The following is a 17112-nucleotide window of genomic DNA, read 5'->3' on the forward strand; positions in this document are numbered from 1 at the left end:
AGAGCGGATTGATAAGGAAAAATGAAGGGGGATTACTTCATGCAAGATAGAATTTTGAAAATGCTCGAATTTCATAAAGTGAAAGAACAGCTTTTAAACTATGTGTCCTCAAGCCTCGGGAAGAAAAAAGCGGAAGATTTAGTACCGTCAACAGATTTTTCCGAAGTGATTAAGTTGCAAAACGAAACGGATGAAGCAGCTCAAGTGTTACGTATGAGAGGTAGTGTACCTTTAGGGGGGATTTTTGACATTACTCCTCACTTAAAACGAACAAAGATTGGTGCAATGTTGAGTCCGCATGAACTGATGCAAATAGCCAGTACGATTCATGTAAGTCGACAAATGAAGCGTTTCATTGAAGATTTTGCTGATGAAGAAGAAAATGAAATACCAATCTTGTTCAGCTATAGTGAAAAAATCATTGTTCTAGTTGAGCTAGAAACGGCGATTAGAAATAGTATTGACGAAAATGGAGATGTACTTGATAGTGCGAGTGAAAACTTACGCCAATTAAGGACACAATTAAGAACGAGAGAGAGTCGGGTACGAGATAAATTAGAATCAATGATTCGTTCGTCCAGCGCACAGAAAATGCTTTCTGATGCGATTATTACTATTCGTAATGATCGTTTCGTTATTCCTGTTAAACAAGAATATCGTGGTCATTATGGTGGTATTATTCATGATCAAAGTTCTTCTGGGCAGACATTATTTATAGAACCACAGTCTATTGTTCAACTAAATAATGAATTACAAAATATCAGGGTAAAAGAGCAGCAAGAAATTGAGAAAATCCTGATTCAGCTATCATTATTAACGAATGAGTATAATAATGAACTACAAACCATTGTTTATGTTTTAGGTGAAATGGATTTTATGTTCACAAAAGCAAGATATGGAAAGAGCATAAAGGCAAGTAAACCATCTGTAAACGACAAAGGTCATATTAGGCTTTTCAAAGCTCGTCATCCATTGATTCCAGCCAATGAAGTCGTAGCGAACGACATAACGATGGGAGAAGCTTATTCTTCCATCGTTATTACGGGACCGAATACAGGTGGTAAGACAGTCACATTAAAAACAGTTGGTCTTTCTACATTGATGGCACAGGCAGGATTACAAATTCCTGCTTTAGACGGGTCAGAAGTAGCGGTATTTGGCGCTGTTTATGCTGATATCGGTGATGAACAGTCAATTGAACAGAGTTTAAGTACTTTCTCGTCACATATGGTCAATATAGTTGATATTTTAGAAAAAGTGGACGGTAATAGTTTAGTCCTTTTTGATGAATTAGGTGCAGGAACAGACCCGCAAGAAGGGGCAGCTTTAGCCATTTCTATTTTGGATGAAGTGTATAACAGAGGAGCTAAAGTCATTGCAACAACCCATTATCCCGAGTTAAAAGCCTATGGTTACAATCGTGAGGGGGTTGTAAATGCCAGTGTTGAATTTAATGTAGAAACGTTAAGTCCTACTTATAAATTATTGATTGGCGTTCCTGGTCGTAGTAATGCTTTTGAAATTTCAGGACGACTTGGTTTAAATGAACGTGTAATTACCAATGCCAAGGAATATATAAGTGCTGATAGTAACAAAGTAGAAAATATGATTGCCTCATTGGAAAGTAGTAAAAAGCAAGCGGAGGCAGAGCGTGAAGAAGCATATGCATTATTAAAAAACGCTGAGAAGCTTCATAAAGATTTGCAAAAACAAATGGTTTCCTACTATGAAGAAAAAGATGAGCTAGAACAAAAAGCAAAGGAAGAAGCCGCATCTATTGTAGAGAAAGCGAAAGAAGAAGCAGAAAGCATTATTAGCGAACTTAGACAAATGCGCATAGAAAAGCATGCAGAAGTTAAAGAGCATGAACTGATTGAAGCAAGAAAACGTCTATCTGACGCCGCACCTGAAATAGTGAAGAAACAAAAGAAAAAAAGTGCAAATCAAACCCATCAATTCCAGCCTGGAGATGAAGTAAAGGTATTAAGTTTCGGTCAAAAAGGCCAGCTATTAGAAAAACTAGCTGAAAAAGAATGGAGTGTCCAAATCGGCATTTTAAAAATGAAGGTGGAAGAAAAAGATTTAGAGTTTATTAAAACACCTAAGCCGGTGGAAACAAAACCAATGGCCACTGTAAAAGGAAAAGATTATCATGTTAGTTTGGAGCTGGACCTCAGAGGCGAAAGATATGAAAACGCTCTTTTGAGAGTCGAGAAATATATTGATGATGCTCTTCTAGCAGGTTATCCGCGCGTGTCTATCATTCACGGAAAAGGAACGGGTGCTCTAAGGCAAGGTGTGCAAGAGTATTTACGAAATCACCGTTCGGTCAAATCCATTCGGTTTGGGGAAGCTGGTGAAGGTGGAACGGGTGTGACTGTGGTAGAATTTAAATAGCGATTATCTTACACATGCATGAAAAAACATGTAAGTACAAAAAGAATTCATTAAAAATTTTTGGGGAGAACATAAAATGAATCAGTTTTGGGAAAATGAATTTGTTCATACCGCTGCCTACTTTAGTGTGGTTATTCTATGTATGATTGTCTTTTTAGCAGTATTTGAGCTTGTAACGAAATATAAGAATTGGGAAGAGATTAAAAAAGGAAATGTTGCTGTGGCAATGGCTACAGGTGGTAAGATCTTTGGGATAGCAAATGTGTTTCGTCATTCGATTATGCATAATGATCATTTACTTGTCATGATCGGTTGGGGTGTGTTCGGTTTTATTTTATTGTTAGTCGCTTATTTTGTTTTTGAATTCATGAGTCCGAAAATAAAAGTAGATGATGAAATACAAAATAATAATATTGCTGTTGGACTGATATCTATGATATTATCTATCGGAATTTCTTATATTATTGGTGCGAGCATATCTTAGGGAGCGTAATTGAATGGAGAGATTAGCAAAAATATTACTTGTATTATGCGTATTATTTATCTTAGCGGGCGTCATCTTTATGATATAAAGGAATTGATTCATTAGTTAGATCTAGACAATTATTCGTATGCAGAATACAACGAATGGTTGTCTAGTTTTTTTTATTAAAAGAGCGCCGTACTTTATTTGCTCATACAACTTTTCTCCTTCCCTCATGGTGGCCATGGTTTGTGCTATTTAGCATAAGATAAAGAGGTACCTTTAGGAAATAAGGCACAGATTTATATAATTTCATTTGTCTTGCTTACAAGTGTATATTATAATAAAAGGTGAACAATTTTAAATGTTCTAAAAATATAATATTTGGGGAGGGTCGTAAATGTCTGAAGAAAAACCGTGGCTGAAGCTGTACCCTAATGAAATCCCATCAACACTTGCCTATCCAGAACAGCCTGTTCAGGAGTTTTTAGTTGCTGCCGCAAATGAGTTCCCTGAAAAAAAAGCCATTCACTTTATGGGGAAAGAATTTACGTATCGTTATGTCTATGAATCCGCTCTAAAAGTTGCAGGCTACCTGCAAAGTATCGGAATAACGAAAGGCGATCGAGTCGCTATCATGTTACCTAATACCCCGCAGTCAGTCATAAGTTATTATGGTGTTCTATTCGCAGGAGGAGTGGTCGTCCAAACAAATCCACTTTATATGGAAAGAGAACTTGAATTCCAAATGAAGGATTCAGGAGCGATTGCGATTATCACAATGGATATACTTTTTCCGAGAGTGACTAAAATACTACCTCAAACAGAATTGAAACATGTAATTGTAACCGCTATCAAGGACTTTTTACCATTTCCAAAAAATATTGTGTATCCATTTATTCAGAAAAAGCAATATGGCTTATCAGTCAATGTCAGACATGAAGGCAATTATCATTTATTAACGGAAATATTAAAAGGTGAAGCAAGACCAGTTCAAACATATGAGATAGAATTCAATGAAGATTTAGCCCTATTACAATATACAGGTGGGACGACTGGATTTCCGAAAGGAGTTATGCTTACCCACAAAAATTTAGTATCCAATGCAGCGATGTGTAAAGCATGGTTATATCAAACGAAAAAAGGCGAAGAGGTTATTCTAGGGATACTGCCATTTTTCCATGTATATGGTATGACAACTGTTATGATCTTGACAATTATGGAAGCTAACAAAATGGTTTTACTACCCAAGTTTGATGTTGAAACAACCTTGAAGACGATTCAGAAGCAAAGGCCAACACTTTTCCCAGGTGCTCCGACCATTTATATTGGATTATTGAATCACCCTAAAATTAAAGAATTTGACCTTTCTTCCATCGATTCCTGTATCAGTGGATCAGCGGCACTACCTATTGAGGTCCAACAAAAATTTGAAGAAATCACTGGCGGTAAATTAGTAGAAGGATATGGGCTAACAGAGTCTTCACCTGTGACACATGCTAATTTCCTTTGGGATGAACCGAGAGTAAAGGGGAGTATTGGGATTCCTTGGCCAGACACTGATGCAAAAATTATGTCTACTGAAAATGGCGAATTTTTACCTGTTGGTGAAATTGGAGAGATTTGTGTAAAAGGTCCACAAGTCATGAAAGGCTATTGGAACCGTCCAGATGATACGGAACAAACATTAAAAGACGGCTGGTTATTAACAGGGGATTTAGGGTATATGGATGAAAAAGGCTATTTTTATGTGGTTGACCGCAAGAAAGATATGATTATCGCCGGTGGATTTAATATTTATCCAAGAGAGATAGAAGAAGTGTTATATGAGCATGAAGCAGTCCAGGAAGTAGTAGCAGCTGGCGTGCCCCACCCTTACCGAGGAGAAACAGTTAAAGCTTATATTGTTAAAAAAGAGGGTGCCCATATTACAGAAGATGAATTAAATGAGTTTGCTAGAAAACACTTAGCTGCTTATAAGGTACCGAGAATTTATGAATTTCGTGAGGAACTACCTAAAACAGCAGTAGGAAAAATACTGAGAAGAACTTTAATTGAGGAAGATAAAAAGAAATTTGCTGAAGAGCAAAATGAGGCGATAAAATAATCGGGCCATGTGGCTCATTCTTTTTGAAACCTAGAGCTTGTCCAATTTAAAAACATAATAATTATGCAAAGTTTCTTGACAGAACAATCATTAGATAATAATATAATTTTATGAATGACTATTCATTCATTTTTATCATTCGGAATGGTTGTTCTGTTGATTAGGTGGAAACGAGTATCTCCATTCCGGTATACTCTTTGTTAGGAGCAAGAGTAATATAGGGGGAGAATGATTTTGAAGAAGAACAAACCAAAATACAGACAGATTATTGATGCGGCAGTGATAGTCATTGCTGAGAATGGCTACCATCAATCACAAGTTTCAAAGATTGCCAAACAGGCAGGCGTGGCTGATGGGACGATTTATTTATATTTTAAGAACAAAGAAGATATCTTAATTTCCCTCTTTGAAAACAAAATGGGTCACTTTGTTGAAATGATTGAGGAGAAAATAGCAGGAAAAGTAAGAGCAGCAGAGAAGTTATTAATGATGGTCGAAACCCACTTTCATATTTTATCTCAAGACAAACATTTAGCTATCGTGACACAATTAGAACTAAGGCAATCGAATATCGATTTACGGCAAAAAATTAATGCCATCTTAAAAGGTTATTTAGGCTTAATCGATTCAATCTTACTCGAAGGAAAAAAAACGGGTGAGTTTGCTAGTAATCTCGATGTCCGATTAGCTAGACAGATGATCTTTGGGACAATGGATGAAACTGCCACAACATGGGTGATGAATGATCAAAAATATGATTTAACTGCGTTAGCGCCCGAAGTTCATCGCCTTTTAATCAGTGGGTGCAAAAGCCAGTAATTAAAAATAATGGAGGTAAGCAAAAGTGGAATACTTAAATTGGAAGATTGATAATGAAGTTGCAACAATTACCATTAATCGCCCTCCTGCCAATGCACTATCATCTGGGTTGATTGAGGAATTAGGTGAAGTACTGGATCAGATTGAGCCAAACCAAGATATTAGGGTGATCCTCATTCATGGAGAAGGCCGCTTCTTCTCTGCTGGAGCAGATATTAAGGAGTTTACTTCTATCGAAAGTGGTGAAGGTTTCTCACATCTAGCAGAAAATGGACAAGCGCTCTTTGAGAGAATAGAAACCTTCAAGAAGCCTATTATTGCAGCCATTCATGGTGCAGCTTTAGGTGGAGGTCTGGAACTTGCAATGAGTTGTCATATTCGCTTAGTTGCTGAGAATACAAAAATGGGACTACCAGAATTGCAGCTTGGATTAATTCCTGGATTTGCTGGTACACAACGATTACCTCGTTTTGTTGGAATGGCAAAAGCAGCTGAAATGATTTTAACGAGTGATCCAATTACAGGGCTAGAAGCTGTACAACTCGGTTTAGCCAATCATGCTTACCCTGAAGAAAAGCTGTTAGAAAATGCCTATTCAATGGCACAAAAAATCGCCAAAAAGAGCCCAGTATCTGTCGGTGCAACATTAGAATTACTGAATTATAGTAAATCCAACCGTTATTATGATGGGGTGAAAAAGGAAGCAGAACTTTTTGGTCAAGTTTTCGTAAGTGAGGATGCAAAGGAAGGTATTTCTGCTTTTGTTGAAAAGCGAAATCCAGTTTTCTCAGGAAAATAATTTTTTAAATATAAACGTTTTCATTACCAATTTTGTTCATAATCTATTATAATAGATTTAATAATTTAAATTGTTAAATAATAATCGATTTGAAAAGTATTTTGGGAATAGGTTATTGTAAGACTGAGCATACGCTCAGTCAACAATTTAGTTTTATTTGTCAAAATCTTATGAAGCAATGGAATGTTTGTAAAATTAGGAGGCGAAACCATGAACATCTATGTACTAATGAAAAGAACATTTGATACAGAAGAAAAGATCACGATTTCAGGCGGTAAAATTAATGAAGATGGAGCAGAATTCATCATCAACCCTTACGATGAATATGCAATCGAGGAAGCAATCCAAGTTCGTGATGAACATGGTGGTGAAGTAACGGTTGTTTCGGTAGGGACAGAAGAAGCTGAGAAGCAACTTCGTACAGCATTAGCGATGGGTGCTGATAAAGCAGTACTGATTAATACAGAAGATGACGTTGAAGAAGGAGATCAGTTTACGACTTCTAAAATTTTAGCTGAATTCCTTAAAGATAAAGAGGTTGATTTGATTATTGGTGGGAATGTAGCCATCGATGGTGGATCAGGTCAAGTTGGCCCACGCGTAGCGGAGCTATTAGCTATTCCTTATATCACAACCATCACTAAGTTAGATATTGAAGGTACAACAGCTACAGTTGTTCGTGATGTAGAAGGTGATTCTGAAGTAATCGAGACTTCTCTACCATTACTTGTCACTGCACAACAAGGTTTAAATGAACCGCGCTACCCTTCTTTACCAGGGATTATGAAAGCAAAGAAAAAACCTTTAGACGAAATTGAATTAGACGATCTTGATTTAGACGAAGATGATGTAGAAGCGAAAACAAAGACAATCGAAATCTCCCTACCACCGAAAAAAGAAGCTGGAAAAGTGCTTGAAGGTGAATTAGAGGGTCAAGTAAAAGAATTAGTCAGTCTACTTCATAACGAAGCAAAAGTTGTCTAATAGTGAGCATAAAAGAATAAAAACGTTGGGGGTATAATAATGGCTAGAAAAGTTTTAGTATTAGGTGAAGTAAGAGAAGGTTCATTGCGAAATGTTTCTTTTGAAGCAGTTGCTGCAGCAAAAACATCTGCTGAAGGTGGAGAAGTTGTAGGTGTTTTGTTTGGTGATTCTGTAAGCGCTTTAGGAGCTGAATTCATTCAGTATGGAGCTGACCGAGTGGTAACAGTTGAGGATGAACTGTTAAAACAATATACATCTGACGGTTATTCCCAAGCCTTACTTGCCGTTATTGATCAAGAAGATCCTGAAGGAATTATTTTCGGACATACTGCCCAAGGTAAAGATCTTGCACCGAAGATTGCGGCAAAGTTAGAATCCGGTCTTATCTCTGATGTAACAGATCTAGAAGTTGAGGGTGGTAACTTAGTCTTTACTCGTCCGATATACTCAGGAAAAGCATTTGAAAAGAAAATTGTAACAGATGGACTTCTTTTCGCTACTATTCGTCCTAATAACATTGCACCACTTGAAAAAGATGAAAGTAGAAATGGAGATGTTTCATCTTTATCTGTAGAAATTAAAAACTTGCGTCAAGTCATCAAGGAAGTTGTACGAAAAGCAACAGAAGGTGTAGACCTTTCTGAAGCAAAAGTTATTGTTGCTGGTGGACGCGGTGTGAAAAGTGAAGAAGGTTTTGAGCCGTTAAAAGAATTGGCAGATGTCCTTGGTGGTGCTGTCGGAGCTTCACGTGGCGCATGCGATGCAGACTACTGTGATTACTCACTTCAAATCGGTCAAACAGGTAAAGTAGTTACACCGGACCTTTATATCGCTTGCGGTATATCTGGTGCGATTCAACATTTAGCTGGGATGTCCAATTCAAAGATTATTGTTGCCATCAACAAAGATCCTGAAGCGAATATCTTTAAAGTAGCGGATTATGGTATTGTGGGCGACTTATTCGAAGTCCTTCCATTACTAACGAAAGAGTTTAAAGAATTACTTGTAAATGCATAATTTTCGTTTATATCTGATATGAGCGGGTAGACTTATACTATCCGCTTCTTTACTATGTTGGCAAAAAGATTAATGTTGAATAAAATAGACATTGAATCCTTTTTAAAGGTTCAGTATGATACAATAAAAAAATGGGTAATCTATACGAGCAAAATAATAGCATCCATTATTAATCGATGATATACTTTCGATAAGATTTTTTAGTTATTTATTAGGAGGATATAAATATTATGGCTATCACACATGCAACAGATCAAAACTTTACTGCTGAAACTGGTTCAGGTCTTGTACTTGCAGACTTCTGGGCACCATGGTGCGGACCTTGTAAAATGATTGGACCAGTTCTTGAGGAAATTGATGGAGAAATGGGAGATAAAGTAAAAATCGTTAAACTTGATGTTGACGATAACCAAGAAACTGCTGGTAAATTTGGTGTTATGAGCATCCCGACTCTCATCGTATTTAAAGATGGTGCTGAAGTAGATAAAGTGGTTGGTTTCCAACCGAAAGAAGCACTAGTTGAATTGCTTCAAAAACATGGTGCATAAGAAGTACCATAAAAACAAACCCCGGCTTCTACTTTTAGAAGATCGGGGTTTTTTTACAGTACAAGTATGGCAAAATCAGTAAGAAGGGTATGGTTTCCTCCTGCAATGATATTCTTTTTAGGTATGGATGTGACAGCTAATTATGAATGATAATATAAAAAATAAATTACCTTTATTACCTGCTCAACCTGGTTGTTATTTAATGAAAGATCGCCAAGGGACAATTATTTATGTCGGTAAGGCGAAAGTGCTTCGTAATCGGGTTAAGTCCTATTTTACCGGTTCGCATGATGGAAAGACATTAAGGCTGGTAAATGAAATTGAAGATTTTGAATACATCGTGACCTCTTCCGATATGGAAGCATTATTATTAGAGTTAAATTTAATTAAAAAGCATGACCCCAAATATAATGTCATGTTAAAGGATGATAAGAGTTATCCTTTTATTAAATTAACAAATGAAAGACATCCGAGATTAATTACCACGAGAAAAGTAAAAAAAGACAAAGGTAAATATTTTGGTCCATATCCAAATGTGCAGGCGGCCAATGAAACAAAGAGATTATTAGATCGCCTTTATCCTTTAAGAAAATGTAACACCTTACCAGATAGAGTTTGTCTCTACTACCATATCGGACAATGTCTAGCTCCTTGTGTAAATGAAGTAAAATCTGACACATACAAACAAATGACAGATGAGATTACTCGCTTCTTAAATGGTGGTTATAAAGAGATCAAAAAAGAACTCTCAACGAAAATGGAAGAAGCGTCCGCAGCGCTAGAGTTTGAGAAAGCAAAAGATTTCAGAGATAAAATTATCCATATAGAAACGACGATGGAAAAACAAAAGATTACGATGACGGATTTTACAGACCGAGATGTGTTTGCTTATGCGGTTGATAAGGGTTGGATGTGTGTACAAGTATTCTTTATTAGGCAAGGGAAACTCATTGAAAGAGATGTGTCTATGTTTCCAATCTATAATGAGCCTGAAGAAGAGATGCTCACCTATCTCGGCCGTTTTTATGAACAAGCTAACCATTTTAAACCAAAGGAAATCTACTTGCCAGACTCTGTTGATGTGACGATGGCTGAGCAGCTTTTGGATGTGAAAATATTTATTCCTCAAAGAGGGAGAAAAAAAGAACTAGTGAAACTTGCCTATAAAAATGCAAAGATTGCTTTAAAAGAAAAATTCTCGCTTATTGAACGTGATGAGAAAAGAACGGTGAATGCAATAGAAAGCTTAGGTGAGGAGCTAGGAATTTACACACCCTATCGCATTGAAGCTTTTGATAACTCCAATATCCAGGGTACCGATGCTGTCTCAGCAATGATTGTCTTTATCGATGGTAAGCCTGCAAAAAGGGAGTATCGGAAATATAAGATTAAGTCAGTTAAAGGACCAGATGATTATGAATCTATGAGGGAAGTGACGAGACGGAGATATAGCCGGGTTTTAAAAGAAGGGCTCCCCCTACCTGATTTAATTATCATTGATGGTGGAAAAGGACATGTTGAAGTCGTTCGAGATGTGCTTGAGAATGAACTCGGTTTAGATATTCCACTAGCAGGATTAGTCAAAGATGATAAGCATAAAACATCTCAACTTCTTTATGGAAATCCATTAATGATCATTCCCCTCGCTCGAAATAGCCAGGAATTTTATTTATTACAACGTATTCAAGATGAAGTGCATCGATTTGCGATTACATTTCATAGACAAGTTCGTGGAAAGAGTGCATTTCAGTCACTTCTTGATGAAATTGATGGTATTGGGGAAAAAAGAAAAAAGCAGTTATTAAAAGATTTTGGTTCTGTAAAAAAAATGAAATCAGCTAGTGTAGAAGACCTTAGGGAATCTGGCTTACCATTAAAAGTTGCACAAGAACTTTATGAAAAGTTACATGAATAGACATTGTCTGAAAAAAACAAATATGGTATAGTGTTTTTAACTTTATATCAAATCACTTTTTAACTTGAAAGTGAAGGTAGAGGTGCGAGTTTCATTAGTAAAAGTTCCTTAGAAGATTGAGCTTCGTTTGAAGGACTTTGAAAGGGAATATTCGCCGAAGTGAAGAAAGACTCAATATTTTCTTCGCTGGTTCTGCATTGAATAAGTGCAGGATTGTCAAGACTATCTGTCTTGGAGGGCTATCTCACTGTGTGTGCGTAGATTGTTCATACGTTTGACTACACAGCAATGGGATGGGTTTCATCTCATTGCTTTTTTTTATGCCGAATATGGGTAGAAATGTGTTGGTTGTACATACAGGCGGCAGGGAATAAAAAACGAATGACTTGAAAGTAGGGGAGAAAAGTGGGCTTAATTGTACAGAAATTTGGTGGAACCTCCGTAGGCTCGGTTGATCATATTCAAAATGTAGCTAACCGTGTCATTGAAGAAAAAAATAATGGTAATGATATCGTTGTCGTTGTGTCGGCTATGGGCAAAACGACTGATCAATTAGTTGGTATGGCAAAAGAATTATCACCTGCTCCAAGTAAGAGAGAAATGGATATGTTGTTATCTACAGGTGAGCAAGTTACAATCTCCTTATTAACAATTGCATTAAATTCCAAAGGTTATGAGGCAACTTCCTATACAGGCTGGCAAGCAGGGATTAAAACGGAATCAGTACATGGTGACGCAAGAATCACTGATATTGACACAAAGCCTGTTTCACAAGAGTTAAAGAAAGGGAGAATTGTTATCGTAGCGGGTTTTCAAGGTTTAAGTGAGACTGGCCAAATAACGACATTAGGTCGGGGTGGCTCTGATACAACAGCCGTGGCTCTTGCAGCAGTATTAAAAGCGGACAAATGTGATATATACACTGATGTAACAGGTGTATTCACAACTGATCCACGCTATATAAAAAATGCAAGAAAGCTTCCATCAATCTCTTACGATGAAATGCTTGAATTAGCTAATCTTGGTGCAGGCGTTCTACACCCAAGAGCAGTTGAGTTTGCAAAAAATTACAATGTAAAGCTTGAAGTACGTTCCAGTATGGAACGAGAAGAAGGAACAATTATTGAGGAGGTTGCGGAAATGGAAGAGAACTTAGTTGTTAGAGGGGTTGCTTTTGAAGATGATATTACAAGGGTATCTGTACTAGGGATTAAAGACCCTTTAATAAGCCTTTCATCCATCTTTTCACTCTTGGCGAAAGAACATATAAATGTTGATATTATTATACAAAGTATTACAGATGATAAATCATCAGGCTTATCTTTCTCTATTAAAAACCAAGATCTTACAGAGACTGTGAAAATACTAGAAAAAAATCGAGAAGCCTTAAGTTATGATCAGATTGAATGGGAATCACAATTGGCGAAAATTTCGATTGTCGGTTCAGGAATGATTTCAAACCCAGGAGTAGCAGCTGAGATGTTTAATGTATTAGCTGCTAATAACATCGTTGTAAAGATGGTCAGTACATCTGAAATAAAGGTCTCGGCTGTGATTGACCAAGCGCATATGTTAAATGCTGCTCAAGCTTTACATCAAACGTTTAATTTAGTTGGGGATTTAATAAAAAATTAAATGAGCTAGCAGTAGTATAAGATAGGAAAATCCAAACACCATTTAAACGCCTTAAAAAGAATGATGTTTGGATTTTTTTTACTGTTGGGTATATTTATTAGGTGTGGATATTGTCCTTTTTATCCCATTTGACTGTGAAGAGGACCTTTCCACCTTTTTTACGTGGGTGCTCGAATGTTTCGCAAATCACTTCTTTTTTCTGTTCGATTTGTTGAGCAATAAAACCAGCTTCTAATTGGAATGTTGCGTGAGCATTTTCTTTACAGCGCTTTTGAATGACTTCACTTGTTAACTCGTATTCGATTTCTTTTTTGTTTTCGAGGTTTTTCGTTAATTTTCCCCAACCAGCCTCGACAAAGAAACTGAATAAGTCTTCTTCTGTTTGTAGAGGATATTTACGCGCTAGTCTCTTGCCTGCCCAGTATAAGATATCTGGTGCGTCTTTACCTAGCAAATCATGTAAAAGTTCTTCTCTAATTAATTCATAACCAAAGGATGGAATCACTTCTTTGTTTGGTTCGATTGATTCTGCCATGTTTTCGGTTTGTTCTATTTGGGCTTCTTGAGATGGCATATTATGCTAAATCTCCCCTCTTTCATAAAGTCTAATATATACAATTTACTTGGAAAAAACGAATACGTACAGTGAAAAGGGAAAAATTTTTAGTTTGTAAAACTGGTGTAAATTATGGGAATAATCTTAACACTAATAATAATCTAATGTAAATGTATTTTTATGCGTAAAATATGAATATTATTGCGTGATTTAAGCTATTTTAATATACCGCCAAATAGGGTTGAAAAAACTATATCATTGGTTTTTTGAGTGAAACTAGAATAGAAAAAATTTTCGTAATATCGACAAAATCTGTATCCGTTTTCTTGACGCTAATGGGCGATGGGAGTAAAATGGACATGTCATATAAATGTTTTGAAAATGATTTGCATTTTCTTAGTGATGCGAAGGATTTGTTATGTACATATTCAGCGTGTCATGCTACAAATTCAAGGGGGTAAACTTATGGCGGGTAATCGAGAGTTTTTAAATCGCAGATTGCATTCATTACTTGGAGTTATACCTGTTGGGGTCTTTTTGATCCAACACTTAGTAGTGAACCATTTTGCAACTAGGGGAGAAGAGGCATTTAATAGCGCATCACATTTCATGGAAAGTCTTCCTTTTAGATATTTCCTAGAAATATTTATTATTTTCTTACCTTTGTTATATCATGCAATTTACGGTCTTTACATTGCGTTTACAGCAAAAAATAACACTTCAAGATTCGGATTTTTCCGAAACTGGATGTTCTTAGTTCAACGTGTAACCGGTGTGATTACATTGATTTTCATCGTTTGGCATGTTTGGGAGACTCGTATTGCAGCAATGTTCGGTGCCGAAGTAAATTATGATATGATGGCTGATATTTTGTCTAGCCCATTCATGTTAGCATTTTACATCGTTGGTGTATTATCTGCAATTTTCCACTTTGCAAATGGTTTATGGTCCTTCATGGTAAGCTGGGGAATTACAGTATCTCCTAGATCACAATTGATTTCAACTTATGTAACTTTAGTTATTTTTATCGCATTATCAATTGTAGGTATTCGTGCTATTTTTGCTTTCGTGTAATGAATACATACATTTTTCTATAATTTGTTCGGTTTTTTAGAGGTATTAGTATTAAGGGAGTGAGTCAGATATGGGTAAAGGAAAGGTTATTGTTGTCGGTGGCGGATTAGCCGGATTGATGGCAACTGTTAAAATTGCTGAAGCTGGCGGACAAGTAGAATTATTTTCTTTAGTGCCGGTTAAACGTTCTCACTCTGTTTGTGCCCAAGGTGGTATTAACGGAGCAGTAAATACAAAAGGTGAAGGGGATTCTCCTTGGATTCACTTTGATGATACAATTTATGGTGGTGACTTCTTAGCTAACCAACCTCCAGTTAAGGCGATGGCAGAAGCAGCACCTGGAATTATTCACTTATTCGACCGTATGGGTGTTATGTTCAACCGTACACCTGAAGGGTTATTAGATTTTAGACGCTTTGGCGGAACACAGCATCACCGTACTGCTTTTGCTGGTGCGACAACAGGTCAACAATTGCTTTATGCATTGGATGAGCAAGTGCGTCGTCACGAAGTAGCAGGGTTAGTAACAAAATATGAGGGTTGGGAGTTCTTAGGAACTGTCATTGATGATGACGGTGTTTGTCGTGGGGTAGTTGCGCAAAACCTACAAACAATGGAAATCCAATCATTCTCAGCAGATGCTGTCATTATGGCTTCTGGTGGACCGGGAATTATTTTTGGTAAATCAACTAACTCTATTATTAATACAGGCTCTGCTGCATCAATCGTTTATCAACAAGGCGCGTATTATGCAAATGGTGAGTTCATTCAAATCCATCCAACTGCTATACCAGGAGATGACAAACTACGTCTAATGAGTGAATCTGCACGTGGTGAAGGTGGTCGTGTTTGGACATATAAAGACGGGAAACCTTGGTATTTCTTAGAGGAAAAATATCCGGCATACGGTAACTTAGTTCCTCGTGATATTGCTACACGAGAAATCTTTGATGTTTGTGTAAACCAAAAACTAGGTATCAATGGTGAAAACATGGTTTACCTTGATCTTTCACATAAAGACCCGAAAGAATTAGATATTAAATTGGGCGGTATTATTGAAATTTACGAGAAATTCCAAGGTGATGACCCTCGTAAAGTACCAATGAAAATCTTCCCAGCTGTTCACTATTCAATGGGTGGTTTATGGGTAGATTATGATCAAATGACAAATATCCCTGGATTGTTTGCTGCAGGTGAGTGTGATTATTCACAACATGGTGGTAACCGTCTTGGAGCTAACTCATTGCTTTCTGCCATTTATGGTGGTATGGTTGCTGGTCCAAAAGCGCTTGAATATATTGAAGGATTAGAGAAATCAAGTGAAGATTTATCTTCTTCATTATTTGAAGGTGCAGTTCAACAAGAACAAGAGAAATGGAATAAAATCATGTCTCTTGATGGAACAGAAAATGCATATATCCTTCACAAAGAACTTGGTGAATGGATGACTGATAATGTAACAGTTGTTCGTCATAACGATCGTTTATTAAAAACAGATGCTAAAATTGTTGAATTGTTAGAGAGATATGAAAATATCAACATTAACGATACAGCTAAATGGAGTAACCAAGGGGCGGCGTTTACTCGTCAATTACAAAATATGCTTCAATTAGCTCGTGTTATTACAATTGGTGCATATAACCGTAACGAAAGCCGCGGTGCCCATTATAAACCAGAATTCCCTGATCGAAATGATGATGAATTCTTAAAAACAACTATGGCTAAATTCGTTGATGGCAAATCAGCGCCACAATTCCATTACGATGAAGTGGATATCAGCTTGATTAAGCCACGTAAACGTGACTATACAACGAAACATTAAGAGAAAACTCGATGAAAGGGGAGTAATTAATCGTGTCAGAAGCAGCAGTAAAGTCTAAAACCGTATTATTTCAAATTACAAGACAAGATGGTCCTGATTCAGATTCTTATGTAGAAGAGTTTGAACTTGATTATCGTCCAAATATGAATGTGATCTCTGCTCTAATGGAAATTCGAAGAAACCCGGTAAATACAAAAGGGGAGCATACAACCCCAATTACTTGGGACATGAACTGTTTGGAAGAAGTTTGTGGAGCTTGTTCTATGGTCATTAACGGCAAGCCACGTCAATCTTGTACAGCTCTGATCGACCAATTAGAACAACCAATTCGTTTAGCACCAATGAAAACATTCCCGGTAGTACGTGATTTACAAGTTGATCGTAGTCGCATGTTTGATTCATTGAAAAAAGTAAAAGCATGGATTCCGATTGATGGAACATATGATTTAGGACCAGGGCCGCGTATGCCAGAGAAAAAACGCCAATGGGCTTATGAATTATCAAAATGTATGACTTGTGGTGTATGTTTAGAAGCGTGTCCAAATGTAAACAGCAAATCTGATTTTATCGGACCGGCACCACTTTCTCAAGTACGTTTATTCAACTCGCATCCAACGGGTGAAATGAATAAGGCAGATCGTTTAGAGGAAATTATGGGTGACGGTGGTCTTGCTAACTGTGGTAACTCACAAAACTGTGTGCAATCTTGCCCTAAAGGTATTCCTTTAACAACATCAATTGCCGCGCTTAACCGTGATACAACATTACAATCTTTTAAAAACTTCTTTGGAAGTGACCGTGTGTAATAGATTTTATAGAACACTGAGGCTTATAGCCTCAGTGTTTTTTTATCCAGTTAAAAGAGTAAGAGGTGGATCTTCGTTTAAATTAGCAATATTTTTAATAGTATTAAGCAATAGGTACTGAAAATTCATAATAATAAAACAAAATACCTATTAATTAATAAATAAAGAAA

Annotated in this window: 14 protein-coding genes and 1 riboswitch; of the genes, 13 read left to right on the top strand and 1 reads right to left on the bottom strand. The window is 36.8% G+C overall.

What is annotated here, in order from left to right; all coding sequences use genetic code 11:
- Window positions 1-39: 39 nt before the first annotated feature.
- The 10 genes from MKX29_RS15670 to MKX29_RS15715 all read left to right on the top strand — a co-directional run bounded on the left by MKX29_RS15670 (window position 40) and on the right by MKX29_RS15715 (window position 12684).
- Window positions 40-2397, top strand: coding sequence for an endonuclease MutS2 (locus MKX29_RS15670; protein WP_341106465.1), 2358 nt, complete (start codon window positions 40-42; stop codon window positions 2395-2397).
- 76 nt (window positions 2398-2473) lie between these two features.
- Window positions 2474-2881, top strand: a complete 408-nt coding sequence (locus MKX29_RS15675; RefSeq protein WP_095372340.1) for a DUF350 domain-containing protein — start codon at window positions 2474-2476, stop codon at window positions 2879-2881.
- A 379-nt stretch (window positions 2882-3260) separates the two neighbouring features.
- A complete protein-coding gene (locus MKX29_RS15680) occupies window positions 3261-4967 on the top strand; it encodes an AMP-binding protein (protein ID WP_224935804.1) in 1707 nt (568 codons plus the stop codon).
- A 234-nt stretch (window positions 4968-5201) separates the two neighbouring features.
- Window positions 5202-5786 (top strand): TetR/AcrR family transcriptional regulator, encoded by a 585-nt coding sequence (locus MKX29_RS15685; RefSeq protein WP_095372342.1) that lies wholly within the window; start codon window positions 5202-5204, stop codon window positions 5784-5786.
- 25 nt (window positions 5787-5811) lie between these two features.
- Window positions 5812-6585 (top strand): enoyl-CoA hydratase, encoded by a 774-nt coding sequence (locus MKX29_RS15690; RefSeq protein WP_341106467.1) that lies wholly within the window; start codon window positions 5812-5814, stop codon window positions 6583-6585.
- A gap of 210 nt (window positions 6586-6795) precedes the next feature.
- Window positions 6796-7569 (top strand): electron transfer flavoprotein subunit beta/FixA family protein, encoded by a 774-nt coding sequence (locus MKX29_RS15695; RefSeq protein WP_224935805.1) that lies wholly within the window; start codon window positions 6796-6798, stop codon window positions 7567-7569.
- 39 nt (window positions 7570-7608) lie between these two features.
- Window positions 7609-8586 (top strand): electron transfer flavoprotein subunit alpha/FixB family protein, encoded by a 978-nt coding sequence (locus tag MKX29_RS15700; protein ID WP_095372345.1) that lies wholly within the window; start codon window positions 7609-7611, stop codon window positions 8584-8586.
- Between the two features lie 230 nt (window positions 8587-8816).
- Window positions 8817-9134, top strand: coding sequence for a thioredoxin (trxA, locus tag MKX29_RS15705; protein WP_095372346.1), 318 nt, complete (start codon window positions 8817-8819; stop codon window positions 9132-9134).
- Window positions 9135-9276: 142 nt separating this feature from the next.
- Window positions 9277-11049, top strand: coding sequence for an excinuclease ABC subunit UvrC (gene uvrC / locus MKX29_RS15710; RefSeq protein ID WP_251162600.1), 1773 nt, complete (start codon window positions 9277-9279; stop codon window positions 11047-11049).
- 69 nt (window positions 11050-11118) lie between these two features.
- Window positions 11119-11299, top strand: a riboswitch (Lysine riboswitch).
- A gap of 155 nt (window positions 11300-11454) precedes the next feature.
- Entirely contained in the window at window positions 11455-12684 is a 1230-nt protein-coding gene (locus MKX29_RS15715) for an aspartate kinase (RefSeq protein WP_341106469.1), read from the top strand.
- A 97-nt stretch (window positions 12685-12781) separates the two neighbouring features.
- Here the strand turns inward: MKX29_RS15715 and MKX29_RS15720 are convergent, their stop codons facing one another.
- Window positions 12782-13258, bottom strand: a complete 477-nt coding sequence (locus tag MKX29_RS15720; protein ID WP_224935807.1) for a YslB family protein — start codon at window positions 13256-13258, stop codon at window positions 12782-12784.
- 447 nt (window positions 13259-13705) lie between these two features.
- Here MKX29_RS15720 and MKX29_RS15725 point away from each other — a divergent pair, with 447 nt between their 5' ends.
- The 3 genes from MKX29_RS15725 to sdhB all read left to right on the top strand — a co-directional run bounded on the left by MKX29_RS15725 (window position 13706) and on the right by sdhB (window position 16942).
- A complete protein-coding gene (locus MKX29_RS15725; RefSeq protein WP_095372349.1) occupies window positions 13706-14314 on the top strand; it encodes a succinate dehydrogenase cytochrome b558 subunit in 609 nt (202 codons plus the stop codon).
- 70 nt (window positions 14315-14384) lie between these two features.
- A complete protein-coding gene (gene sdhA, locus MKX29_RS15730) occupies window positions 14385-16136 on the top strand; it encodes a succinate dehydrogenase flavoprotein subunit (protein WP_224935808.1) in 1752 nt (583 codons plus the stop codon).
- Window positions 16137-16168: 32 nt separating this feature from the next.
- Window positions 16169-16942 (top strand): succinate dehydrogenase iron-sulfur subunit, encoded by a 774-nt coding sequence (gene sdhB, locus MKX29_RS15735; RefSeq protein WP_095372351.1) that lies wholly within the window; start codon window positions 16169-16171, stop codon window positions 16940-16942.
- Window positions 16943-17112: the final 170 nt, after the last annotated feature.

This window comes from Cytobacillus sp. FSL R7-0696, assembly GCF_038006865.1.
Taxonomy (GTDB): domain Bacteria; phylum Bacillota; class Bacilli; order Bacillales; family Cytobacillaceae; genus Cytobacillus; species Cytobacillus kochii.

Bases quoted from the DNA above. Each gene is read 5' to 3' on its own strand.
- MKX29_RS15670 (WP_341106465.1), top strand. From the start codon at position 40: ATGCAAGATAGAATTTTGAAAATGCTCGAATTTCATAAAGTGAAAGAA.
- MKX29_RS15675 (WP_095372340.1), top strand. From the start codon at position 2,474: ATGAATCAGTTTTGGGAAAATGAATTTGTTCATACCGCTGCCTACTTT.
- MKX29_RS15680 (WP_224935804.1), top strand. From the start codon at position 3,261: ATGTCTGAAGAAAAACCGTGGCTGAAGCTGTACCCTAATGAAATCCCA.
- MKX29_RS15695 (WP_224935805.1), top strand. From the start codon at position 6,796: ATGAACATCTATGTACTAATGAAAAGAACATTTGATACAGAAGAAAAG.
- MKX29_RS15700 (WP_095372345.1), top strand. From the start codon at position 7,609: ATGGCTAGAAAAGTTTTAGTATTAGGTGAAGTAAGAGAAGGTTCATTG.
- trxA (WP_095372346.1), top strand. From the start codon at position 8,817: ATGGCTATCACACATGCAACAGATCAAAACTTTACTGCTGAAACTGGT.
- uvrC (WP_251162600.1), top strand. From the start codon at position 9,277: ATGAATGATAATATAAAAAATAAATTACCTTTATTACCTGCTCAACCT.
- MKX29_RS15720 (WP_224935807.1), bottom strand. From the start codon at position 13,258: ATGCCATCTCAAGAAGCCCAAATAGAACAAACCGAAAACATGGCAGAA.
- MKX29_RS15725 (WP_095372349.1), top strand. From the start codon at position 13,706: ATGGCGGGTAATCGAGAGTTTTTAAATCGCAGATTGCATTCATTACTT.
- sdhA (WP_224935808.1), top strand. From the start codon at position 14,385: ATGGGTAAAGGAAAGGTTATTGTTGTCGGTGGCGGATTAGCCGGATTG.